The 11,678-nt window shown below is 39.2% G+C and carries 8 protein-coding genes; 4 read left to right on the forward strand and 4 right to left on the reverse strand.

Features of this window, described 5'->3' with window-relative positions; genetic code table 11:
- Nucleotides 1-5: 5 nt before the first annotated feature.
- Complete coding sequence (bfmR, locus tag E5Y90_RS11030; RefSeq protein ID WP_004891693.1) at nt 6-722, reverse strand: response regulator transcription factor BfmR; 717 nt, start codon at nt 720-722, stop codon at nt 6-8.
- Nucleotides 723-1,292: 570 nt separating this feature from the next.
- On the opposite strand from bfmR, the gene E5Y90_RS11035 reads away from it, so the two are divergent.
- From E5Y90_RS11035 to E5Y90_RS11045, 4 genes are all read left to right on the forward strand, one after another.
- Nucleotides 1,293-4,130: a ribonucleoside-diphosphate reductase subunit alpha gene (locus E5Y90_RS11035; protein WP_174660213.1), complete on the forward strand. Its 2,838-nt coding sequence runs from the start codon at nt 1,293-1,295 to the stop codon at nt 4,128-4,130.
- 134 nt (nt 4,131-4,264) lie between these two features.
- Entirely contained in the window at nt 4,265-4,393 is a 129-nt protein-coding gene (locus E5Y90_RS17585) for a hypothetical protein (RefSeq protein ID WP_257234948.1), read from the forward strand.
- Nucleotides 4,394-4,533: 140 nt separating this feature from the next.
- The gene (locus E5Y90_RS11040; RefSeq protein ID WP_151203429.1) at nt 4,534-5,817 is read left to right on the forward strand and encodes a ribonucleotide-diphosphate reductase subunit beta; all 1,284 of its coding nucleotides are present in this window, start codon (nt 4,534-4,536) and stop codon (nt 5,815-5,817) included.
- 234 nt (nt 5,818-6,051) lie between these two features.
- A complete protein-coding gene (locus tag E5Y90_RS11045) occupies nt 6,052-6,729 on the forward strand; it encodes a metalloprotease (RefSeq protein WP_151203428.1) in 678 nt (225 codons plus the stop codon).
- Between the two features lies 1 nt (nt 6,730).
- Here the strand turns inward: E5Y90_RS11045 and E5Y90_RS11050 are convergent, their stop codons facing one another.
- From E5Y90_RS11050 to E5Y90_RS11060, 3 genes are read right to left on the reverse strand one after another with little or no spacing between them, the layout of a single operon-like run.
- Nucleotides 6,731-8,518, reverse strand: coding sequence for a CapA family protein (locus E5Y90_RS11050; protein WP_151203427.1), 1,788 nt, complete (start codon nt 8,516-8,518; stop codon nt 6,731-6,733).
- Nucleotides 8,511-10,013, reverse strand: a complete 1,503-nt coding sequence (locus E5Y90_RS11055) for a glycosyltransferase (RefSeq protein ID WP_174660214.1) — start codon at nt 10,011-10,013, stop codon at nt 8,511-8,513. The genes E5Y90_RS11050 and E5Y90_RS11055 overlap by 8 nt, the downstream gene beginning before the upstream one ends.
- Nucleotides 10,014-10,022: 9 nt before the next feature.
- On the reverse strand, nt 10,023-11,675 hold the full coding sequence (locus E5Y90_RS11060; protein ID WP_151203425.1) for a poly alpha-glucosyltransferase: 1,653 nt from the start codon (nt 11,673-11,675) through the stop codon (nt 10,023-10,025).
- Between the last annotated feature and the right edge of the window lie 3 nt (nt 11,676-11,678).

Genomic DNA, 11,678 nt, shown 5'->3' on the forward strand with positions numbered 1-11,678 from the left:
TGATCCTACATTCCGTTGGTTTCTTTGACGAATAGATAACCTTTACTACGTACTGTTTTAATACGTTTCGGATTCTCTGGATCATCACCAATTTTTGGACGAATGCGCGAGATACGCACATCAATTGAGCGGTCCTGACCATCATATTCAATGCCGCGCAAGCGTTCGAAAATGTCTTCACGAGACAGAATACGCCCCGCATTTGAGGCAAGCAGCCACAACAGATCGTATTCAGCGCTGGTAAAATCAACCAGCTCGCCATTTAAGGTCACTGAACGCCCACCATTGTCGATGACCAGGTCATCAAACTCAATACGCTGTGCCACTTCATCTTCCGGCACTTTGTCGGTACGGCGTAGCAAAGCACGAATACGCGCTAAAAGTACACGTGGCTGTACCGGTTTAGCCACATAGTCGTCCGCCCCCATTTCCAGACCCAATACCTGATCCATATCTTCTGTGCGTGCGGTCAGCATTAAAATCGGCTGATGATAATGTGGACGCACTTCACGACAAATGGTCAAACCATCTGCACCCGGCAACATCACATCGAGGACAACCATATCAGGCTGCTCGGCAATAATACGACGAATTGCACGATTACCATCTGGCTCAACTCCAACTTCCAGCCCGTTACGGATTAGATATTCTTGAGTTAAACGTGCAAGACGTTCATCATCTTCAACAATTAAAATCTTGGGTAACTTTTCTTCTTGGCTCATGTCTTGCCTCTTTATTTAATGGACGTATGCTATGGCGTATCCTTTTGAAATCCAATAGATACGATTTTAATATGCTTGCAATATACACACGTTTACATTGTAAACAATATCCTGTTCACCAAACTGATACATCAAAATAGCATTTTGTAATACTTATTAGGCGCCTTTTCAGACAAAAGCGCTTTTCTCAAGAGTTCGGCCATCCTCTCACCTTTACAATAAAAATTACATGAATAAAATGTGACTGCTTGAGTCAAGGCTTTTTAGTTATCCACAAGGTTATCTATAAGCACTTGAGGCCAGCTTTGTTATGCTATGCCTTACCGGACAAGGCTTATACAAAAATCAATAAAAATAGGGATTTTTTTACAAAAGTTCGAGATAAAACTTCAGAAAAATATTTAGCAAAATGTCAATATTGATCTACCCTGATTTTTCCCGTATCTTGTGTCCAATTAAACTTTAAACCACTAGGTCTTGTGTTTATTCCTCAAACACTGTGGCACAAAAATCGCCCAGTTCAAATGGTCTATAAACATAAAAATAGATGACAAATGGAGCTATGCTAGCATGAGCGTATCAATTTCAACTCCTGGTCAAATTCAGGTGATTAAACGCACCGGAGATGTTGCCAGCTTTGACGCGGAAAAAATCTCTGTTGCCATTGGTAAAGCTTTCTTGGCTGTAGAAGGCCAGCAAAGCGCTGACTCAAGTCGTATTCACGATCGCATTGAACAACTGACGGAAATGGTCCTCAACACATTCAAACGTCGCTTGCCTTCAGGCGGAACCATTCACATTGAAGAAATCCAAGATCAGGTTGAACTTGCGCTTATGCGTACAGGCGAACAGAAAGTTGCGCGTGCCTATGTCATCTATCGCGAACAACGTGCTGAAGCTCGAAAGCAGCTGGGTGCAAACCATCACCCTACGCTTCAAGTCATGGATGCTGACGGGAAGCTTAAGCCACTCGATTTAAGCGCTTTGACTGCAAAAGTGACCAAAGCTGCTGAAGGTTTAGAAGGTATTGATATACAGGCGATTGTCAACGAGACTGTCAAGAACCTGTATAACGGCGTGAAAGAGTCTGACATCTCAACCACAATGATGATGGCGACCCGTACCCGTATTGAGCAAGAGCCTAACTATACGTATGTGACTGCACGTTTACTACGTGATGATCTGGTAGCCACCGGTTTAGAGTTCTTGGGTCTTCCGACAGACACCAATGAAGGCGATGCGCTTGAAACTTTCCTGAAGAAAGGTATCGAGCTTGAGCTCCTTTCTCCAGAACTGTTGAACTTTGACCTGGCAAAACTGGCAGCGGCAATTCAACCAGAACGCTCAAACCAGTTTACTTACTTGGGCCTGCAAACTCTATTTGACCGTTACTTCATCCATTCAGATGGCGTACGTTTCGAACTTCCGCAATTGTTCTTTATGCGTGTTTCTATGGGCTTGTCACTCAATGAAGAAAACCGTGAAGATCGCGCGATTGAGTTCTATAACTTATTGTCTAGCTTTGACTATATGGCATCAACGCCTACCCTGTTTAACTCGGGTACGTTACGTCCACAATTATCGAGCTGTTACTTGACCACCATTGATGATGATCTGTATGACATTTATGGCGCGATGCGTGATAACGCAATGCTGTCTAAATGGGCAGGCGGTTTAGGTAATGACTGGACGCCAGTGCGTGCCTTGAACTCATACATCAAAGGCACTAACGGTAAGTCTCAAGGTGTAGTTCCATTCCTGAAAGTAGCAAACGATACAGCTGTTGCGGTGAACCAGGGTGGTAAGCGTAAAGGTGCAGTCTGCGCATACCTTGAAACCTGGCACTTGGACATTGAAGAATTCCTGGAACTGCGTAAGAACACCGGTGATGACCGTCGTCGTACCCACGACATGAACACGGCGAACTGGGTTCCTGACCTGTTCATGCAACGTGTATTTGAAGATGCAGAATGGACTTTATTCACTCCTTCTGAAACGCCTGATCTGCATGATTTGACTGGTGCAGCATTCGCTGAGCGTTATGCTTACTACGAAAGCATTGCCAAAGAAACAAATATGCTGCACAAGAAAATCCGTGCAAAAGATTTGTGGCGCAAAATGCTGTCGATGCTGTTTGAAACCGGTCACCCATGGATCACTTTCAAAGACGTATGTAACCTGCGTTCACCACAACAGCATGTAGGTGTGGTTCACTCTTCTAACCTGTGTACTGAAATTACATTAAACACCAGCAAAGATGAAATTGCGGTATGTAACCTGGGTTCGATCAACCTGGTTCAGCATGTTCAAGGTGGGGTCTTAAATCGAGAGAAGCTTGCTCGCACGATTAAAACAGCCGTTCGTATGCTCGACAACGTAATTGACATCAACTACTACGCTGTTCCGCAAGCAAAAAATTCAAACCTGAAACACCGTCCAGTTGGTATGGGAATCATGGGCTTCCAGGATGCACTGTACGAAATGGGTATGGCTTACGGTTCTGATGAAGCGGTGAACTTCGCTGACGAATCGATGGAAGTGATTTCTTACTATGCCATTTCAACCTCAAGCGATTTGGCGGTTGAGCGTGGTACTTATGAAACCTTTAAGGGTTCATTATGGGATCAAGGCATCTTGCCGATCGATTCACTGGATCTGGTCGCAAAAACACGCCCAGAGCGCATGTTTGAAGTGGATCGTACGCAACGTCTGGATTGGGACAGCTTACGAGCCAAAGTTCAAAAAGACGGTATGCGTAACTCGAACGTGATGGCAATTGCTCCGACTGCTACGATTTCGAACATTTGTGGCGTGTCTCAGTCCATTGAGCCGACCTTCCAGAACTTATATGTGAAATCTAACCTGTCTGGCGAATTCACCGTGATCAACCCGTATCTGGTTCGTGCATTAAAAGAACGCGGTCTGTGGGATGCGGTCATGGTCAACGACCTGAAACATTTTGAAGGTTCGGTGCAGAAGATTTCTCGTATTCCAGAAGAACTGAAAGCAATCTTCGCAACTGCATTTGAAGTTGAGCCACGCTGGATCGTGGATGCTGCTTCTCGTCGTCAAAAATGGATCGACCAAGCGCAATCGCTGAACCTGTATATTTCAGGTGCAAATGGTAAGAAGCTGGACATTACCTATAAAATGGCGTGGTTACGTGGCCTAAAAACCACTTATTACCTACGTGCACTGGGTGCCACATCTGCTGAGAAATCAACGATTAATACAGGCACACTAAATGCTGTTAAAGCAACTGCGACTACAGCACCTGTTGCAGCAGCCGCTCCGGTGGTTGAAGCGCAAAAACCTGAAGCTCCTGCAGAGGAAGAAGGTTTTGCTCAAGCGGCTCCAGTACCACAAGCATGTTCAATTGACAATCCTGATTGTGAGGCTTGTCAGTAAGCTTTGCTTGACCTCCCCTAACCCCTCCTAAAAGGAGGGGGATCACAGCCCATAATTTGAGATGTAAAAAGCCCCTCTTTCTTAAAGAGGGGTGTGGGGAGGATTTAGATGTTAATACAAATAAGGAAACCTCAATGTCCCCTATGACCCATAACTACATGTTAGGACTTGCGGCATTGCTGATTTCCTTTGGTATTACCTTTTACGTACCGATTGCTTATTTCTGGTTCAAAGTTCGCCAACAGCGTAAGCAAAATAAGTAGTGGGGATAGTGCTGCTGTATAAATTCACAGCATTCATCGACAAAACTTAATTTTGCTTACACAAATTAAGCGTATAGTAAGACATCTCAGCCAAGCTGAATGTCGCATAAAAGATATAAAGCAACGTAGAGAGAATTGATATGTCTATCCTAAGTTGGGACGATTTCGAAGATGATTCGCAAAAACCGGCTGCACCTGAACACCAGCCTACGCCCGTCGAGCCGCAAAAAGCGACTAATTCACAAGTGGTATCTGATGCAGGCAACACATCGCCGGATGTGGCAACTGCACAACCCGCTCCAGCCCCTCGAAGTACAGGATCAAATCCAGCCGATTCACTGGCAAAAGCATCTGCTTCCTTAAGCCAGCTGGATGTTGCACCAGGTCTTGAAGAGCTTGAGATGGGTGCAGAGCGTGTACAGGTTGACGACAAACGTATGATCAACTGCCGCGCCGACTTGAATCAGCTTGTTCCATTCAAATATGAATGGGCGTGGCAGAAATATCTGGATGGTTGTGCCAACCACTGGATGCCACAAGAAATTAACATGAACCATGATATTGCATTATGGAAGTCTGAAGATGGTCTGACTGAAGATGAACGTACTATCGTCATGCGTTCGCTTGGTTTCTTCTCGACTGCGGACTCACTGGTAGCCAATAACCTGGTACTGGCAATTTACCGCCATATTACCAACCCAGAATGCCGTCAGTACATCTTGCGTCAGTCGTTTGAAGAAGCGATTCATACCCATGCTTACCAGTACTGTATTGAATCTTTGGGTATGGATGAAGGCGAAGTCTTTAACATGTACCGTGAAGTTCCATCAGTGGCACGTAAAGCAGCGTGGGGGCTGAAGTATACCCAGTCTTTAAGTGATCCTACCTTTAAAACCGGTACACCTGAAAACGACCAGATTTTGCTTCGCAACCTGATTGCATTCTATTGCGTGCTGGAAGGGATTTTCTTCTACTGCGGTTTTAGCCAAATCTTGTCGATGGGTCGCCGTAACAAGATGAATGGTGTGGCTGAGCAGTTCCAGTACATCTTGCGTGATGAGTCGATGCATCTGAACTTCGGTATCGACATGATCAACCAGATCAAGATCGAGAACCCACACTTGTGGACAGCTGAGTTCCAGCAAGAAGTCATTCAGATGATTCTTGAAGGCACTATGCTTGAAATCGAATATGCACGTGACACCATGCCACGCGGTGTATTGGGTATGAATGCCAGCATGATGGAAGAATACCTGAAGTTCATCTGTAACCGTCGTTTGAGCCAGTTAGGCTTACCTGAACAGTTTACTGGGGTAAACAACCCATTCCAGTGGATGTCAGAGATGATGGATCTGCGTAAAGAGAAGAACTTCTTTGAAACGCGCGTCACGGATTACCAGACAGGTGGTGCGTTAAGCTGGTAAGGGAAAGATAAAAAATCCCGTCTCTATGACGGGATTTTTTATCACTACTCTTTTTAGTACACTCAACTCTTTCTCCACAAACGCCATTTTTTGCTCAACTTAAATACCCCTCTCACCCCCTAAATCATGCTTAAAAAAACCAGCTTCATTCCAACAAAATTTGGAATATCATTGTTAGCAAAGGCAAACCTCAGATCAATTAAAAAAATACAACAGACAAATAAGAGAAATTTTATGAATATAAAAAAACTCGCGACCATTCCTCTGCTCTTAATTGGAGAATATGCGATGGCTCTTCCTATTGTTCAAGTCAATTTTATATTTGCCACACCCCATGTTGAAGCCCAAAAATTTGATAACCCAAGCCAAATCAAAAAAGAAGTAGATATTTTAAATCGCTATTTTGTCACTGAGAAAAATCAACCCATTTTTAAATTCGAGTTAAATAAATACATTCCATATCAAAAATTCAAACAATTAAACTGCAAACTCAGCCATCTTTTAGAAAGCCCTAAACCTATGGAACGACCGGCACTTATTAAAATTTTCCGGCAGTGCTTTCCATCAAAGAGTAAAGAAGCTGAAATTTATATATTTATTTTTGATAGCTACAGCTCAAAATCAGGATTTAAAGCAGCAGATAGTTGGGGCTTTCATAACAATGGACGACCTATCATACTACTTGATTGGGAGCGACTAAATTACAACATTCAAGCTGCTCTCCCCCATGAAATGGGACATGCCTTTGGTTTACGTCATGTTTGTGTTAAAGGTGCAAAATTTAAAGACACCACTAACTTGATGGCAAGTAAAGGTGGCTGTGACGGCAGTGGTGGGCAACGTAATATAGGCTTTAATGATCAACAAATTCAGATCATTAAAGAACATTATCAAAAATTAAAGTCCCGCTAAACTAGAGAATTTTTTTCTCGAAATAATAGGGCCATTGCGCGCGGTTAATAGCATTAAAATCGATATCTCCATAATAATCAGCCACTTGATTAAAATCATCTAATTGTACAAAATCGGGTTGCCACATGGTTTCACGGTTATTAGATTGAATTGGCAATAGGCGTAGATTTAAACTATCTTTCTCAAAAATCAATTGTGCAATCATGCCAAATGGCAAAGCATCTGGATAACCATCATATTCACCATCACTATTAAAAATACCATTACCTAAACTATAAATAACGGTTGAATCTTGGATCGTTTCCATCGACTGTAAAGTATGAGCACCATGACCTAGAATCAAATCTGCCCCCTGTTGAACCAATCGGTTTGCGAGTATTTTTTGATAGGCTTGAGTCGGTAAGAAATCTACTCCCCAATGTGCCAACACCACAATAAAATGCGATGGATATTTTTGCTTTTCTAATGCAACTGCTTCATACAAAACACTTTCTAAGGTCGCAACACCAGAAGAAGAAGGTGTGGCATAAAATTTAAATATTTTTTCGTTAGTGGCTCGATGCCAATAGCCAGAATAAAAAGAAATAATACGACCATTAATCTGAATTCTCATGGGCGTGCATGCTTCAAACTCATTTTCTCCCACTCCTACATAATGTATTTGCGCATTTTGCAACGTTTTTAGTGTATGTGTGATACCTACTGCACCAAAGTCAGCAGTGTGGTTATTGGCTAAACATAAATAATGAATATTGGCTTTTTTAAGCGCATTGACTGTTGGTACATCCTGTGCACCCAATATAAATTTTTTCAATCCAACCAAGGGAGATTGAATTTGATTATTTACAAAACATGCTTCGTGATTGGCTAGATTAATATCGGCTGCATTTAAAAAAAACTTTAGTTTTTCAAAGCTATAGTCATAGCCATGATTCAATAGAGGATCAAATACTTTTCGTTTACGACGTCGCTCAGTGTAATATTCGCCTAAATAGGTATCACCAATAATATTTACAATGGCACGATCTTGCTTGAGGGTAGTCACTACATTTAAATCAGAAATAAGTCGATCCAGCCCTTCATGGCCCAATAAGTGCCGTTCAATCACAGAATCTTGTTGAAAACTACTCTCAATTCCCTGTGTAATGACAATCGTAAAATCAAATGATGTATGCTTTTGCCATGCTATGGAAATATTAAGAAAGCTGAAAAAGTAATTAACCTTGCCTTGATCGAGTAAAAATGTTGGGCTTAGAAAATTTCTAGCTTTATATGCAATTTTACCCAGCGTTAAAATTTGCAGATAAAAGGGATTAATTTGAGTCATTAATTCAGCGATTTTAAGCACATCATTTAAGGTATATTGCTGGATAAATTTTGAATTCTTTTTACCTGAAAGATTTTTGGCACTATTTGGACTTAAGTTATGTTTTTTTATTAACTCTTCAAAATAATGGCTCATGCGCTTTTGGGTCTTATTATAAACATGCTGAGCCAAAAGAAATAGAGAATCTACACCCGCTGTTACTTTGTAATGCATTAACACTTGTAATAAATTGACTTTATCATGTAATGCATAACCAACAACACCTCGCCCTCTTTCTTGGAGGGCCGTCTCTGTAATCTCGACGCTATCATCCAAACTTAACTTACGTTCATCTAATAACTTATAAACTACATAAAGCACCAAAAGTGGACCTAGCCCTTCATTTTGGTCAGAAAAATCGACGTGTTGGGGTTTGGAGTGCGGCAATAACGCACCATTTTTTTGTACTAAATAGTTATACATAACTCAACTCCAACAAATGATCTAACCATTTCTTTTTATAGTCATTCAAATCATATTTTTTCGCCGACTTAATCGCATGGGTTCTCATATGTGGGTTTAAGTAGCATTGCTCGATTGCAATAGCTAAGGCTTGAATATTTTCATTTTCAACTAAAACACCAGAAAGATTTTGTTCAATTAGTGCATTTGGACCATACTTAATATCGTAGGCCACTACAGGCGTTCCTACACTTAAACTATCCAAAATTCCAATACAGAAACCTTCTATTGTACTCGTCACAACAGAGACATGTGCATTTCGGATTTTGTCCGAGATATTGTGCACATAGCCTTTGAAATGTACATTCGTCTCTAAGTCGTGATCATCTACATATTTGCGAATTTCTTTTTCATATATAAAGTTATCTCTAGAGTCACCAAAACCATAAAGATCAAGCTGAATTTCAGGATACTTCTCTTTTAAAATTTCAACAGCCTGAATAATATGATGAAGTCTTTTTTCTACATAATATCGCCCTACAGAAATGACGTTGAAGGGGGATGCTACGGCATTGACAGTGAGTTCAGATTCTATGTGGGCAAATGTCGGAGGAATCACCCAAATTTTTAATTCTGAACCAAAACGTGCCCAAAGATCCTGCCGCTGTTGCTCTGTGGATACAATATAACCGTCAAATTTATTTGTTTCTGCTAAAGATATTTTGTAATTGGAGTTAATTCGCCCGTCTCCCATCTTCTGAGGATTACTGACATGCACGCTATGGAAAATCGAAATTAACTTAAATGCAGGAGACTTTAACTCCACTAAAATATGATTATAAAGTCTGTTTTTATCGACATAAAAAACAGGCTGCTTATAAAAGGTGATAATTTTTTGAAACCAATGCTTAATCCACTGATCACGATCTTGAAAAAAACAAGATGAACCATTGGATTCTTTTAGACTTAAATAACTAAGCTGATTATCTTGGGTGTAGTGCTCCTCTAAAACCACAATCCCCTGCTGATTATAGTAAAGACATGATTTGACTTGGTTTTTCTCTAAATAGATTTCTTTAGATAAATAGCCTGACTCCGTATACAAAGCTCGCTTGAATTTCGTTCTCGCTTTATCAAAATAATTAATGTATGAAATGTTCCCATTTGAGAAAAAGTGGATATAAAATAGGTAATTCCCATTTATATATACTTTTACATCTGTATTGGCATTGTTTTTTTCTAGGGTAACCTCTCCTACAATATGACTCAAATAATCTTCTAAAGTATTTGATCTCAAAGCAGCAAAAATTAAATATTGGTAATCGTCATATAAATTCAGAAAACTATCAGCCCGAATATGATGGATATTTAAACTCTTTAAATAATTGGCGTTGTAATTTAAGGTTACAATCTTATGCGCTAAACCACAGCTATCAAAAACATGTTTTCTTTTTAAAATCGCATGCTCAATACCGGTTAGCTTTTCCCCAATTCCTGCACTTAGAAAAAAGAACATTATCAACCTCTAAATAAAATAATTTAAATAAGCCACATACCCAGATAAATTATGTTCCTGATCATCGATACGTGTTCTAAAACGATCATGCCTTACATAAAACGCATTAAGAATTTTTTCAGGCTTAGCCATATACATTGCTATTTCAGGATAAAAGTACCCTGTTGCTCTTTGAAATTCGACTCGTAATTCTATTAAGTCTTTTAGTTCATCGAATTTAGCCATATTAACTAAATCGGTAAATCCTTGCTCTTTTAATCGCACCACCATCTTATATGCAGACATCATCATTTCTAAAAATGTTGCATATGCTGTTTTACGATTTTTAATAAAATCCATGTGTTTTAAATAGTTATTTAAACCAAATTCAAAATACTTTTTTTCTGGGCAAATCTTAGTTAATTCATTGGTACAATAACTTAACCAATGATCATGATACTTATCATATTTTTTAGTAATAAAATGCTCAAACATTAATTTAACAGTTTCAAGCAAAATTGGATTTTGATTAACTTGATAGAGTCTAAGTAGACCTAAAGCAGCTTCCCCATCATAATAAACAATTCTGAACTTTTCTTTGACTGCAAGTGATGGGAAACTTAATACATGAGTCGTCTCCCCTTTACCATCAATCATAAAGCGAATGCCTTCAGCAAGCATTTCGGCATACTTTTGGTATTTGGAGTCGCCAATAATTTCCTGATATTTAGCAAACATAAAAATTGCAGCGGCATTTGAACCTAATTTAATTTCTAGATCAGGTTCATTACCATCAATCATAAAGGCTTTTCCATCTACCTCTTTATATAAATGATCAATGGCATACTGCATAGCAGTTCTAATTTTTGGTAGATATGCTTCATTATAATTGACTTCAAGTGTTTCAAGTAAGGCATATATGGCAGTACAGTGACGGACTGTATTATAACTTTTAATTTCCCGGTTATAGGCAGGGAAATAGCCATAAACCAGCCTCCCACTCTCTAAAATTTCATTATGTAAAAACTTGGCATTATTTAAAACAAGTTCTTTTATATGTTCTTTTTTATTACCCTTTAATACACGTATACCATTTTCTGGACCCGTAGATATTAAATCAATCAACTGGTTATTTTCAAAAAAAACAGCTTGTGTATCAAATACCCAGACTTTTTCAATTTTATTTAGTGAATAATTTGCCTTAACATTGGTATATTTTTTTCTAATAGCATCATTTAAATTTTTTTCATCAAAAAAATTAGGTTCATTATATACAACCCCTCGAATAATTGCTTTTGCATAAATCTCTTGCTCCAAAAAGCAAATACTCAAATTTTCATCAAAAGCAATTCCTTTTCGATAATGATTATTATGTTTTTGCTCACTTACTTCTTTAACAAGATCTGTCCATTTTCTTTCTTCAATATTTTTTGCAAAGTCAAACTTTAAAAATTCAGGAAGCCGGTTATTCTTTTCATATAATTTATCGATAAAATTCAGAGTTCTTTTAACTACTTTATCGTAATTTTTATCCGCCGTATTCCAAACACGACAGCGTATACTTTTATCTCCATATGAAAAAAATACACTATAAAAATCTTGCTGATTCTCTCTTAATGAGAATAACCAATCTGTTAGTTTTATTTTAAATTCCTGCAGATCACTATATTTAGATATAGCCATATT

The sequence above is a fragment of the Acinetobacter sp. 10FS3-1 genome (genome assembly GCF_013343215.1).
Taxonomy (GTDB): Bacteria; Pseudomonadota; Gammaproteobacteria; order Pseudomonadales; family Moraxellaceae; genus Acinetobacter; species Acinetobacter lwoffii_C.

Bases quoted from the DNA above. Each gene is read 5' to 3' on its own strand.
- bfmR (WP_004891693.1), bottom strand. From the start codon at position 722: ATGAGCCAAGAAGAAAAGTTACCCAAGATTTTAATTGTTGAAGATGAT.
- E5Y90_RS11035 (WP_174660213.1), top strand. From the start codon at position 1,293: ATGAGCGTATCAATTTCAACTCCTGGTCAAATTCAGGTGATTAAACGC.
- E5Y90_RS17585 (WP_257234948.1), top strand. From the start codon at position 4,265: ATGTCCCCTATGACCCATAACTACATGTTAGGACTTGCGGCATTGCTG.
- E5Y90_RS11040 (WP_151203429.1), top strand. From the start codon at position 4,534: ATGTCTATCCTAAGTTGGGACGATTTCGAAGATGATTCGCAAAAACCG.
- E5Y90_RS11045 (WP_151203428.1), top strand. From the start codon at position 6,052: ATGAATATAAAAAAACTCGCGACCATTCCTCTGCTCTTAATTGGAGAA.
- E5Y90_RS11050 (WP_151203427.1), bottom strand. From the start codon at position 8,518: ATGTATAACTATTTAGTACAAAAAAATGGTGCGTTATTGCCGCACTCC.
- E5Y90_RS11055 (WP_174660214.1), bottom strand. From the start codon at position 10,013: ATGTTCTTTTTTCTAAGTGCAGGAATTGGGGAAAAGCTAACCGGTATT.
- E5Y90_RS11060 (WP_151203425.1), bottom strand. From the start codon at position 11,675: ATGGCTATATCTAAATATAGTGATCTGCAGGAATTTAAAATAAAACTA.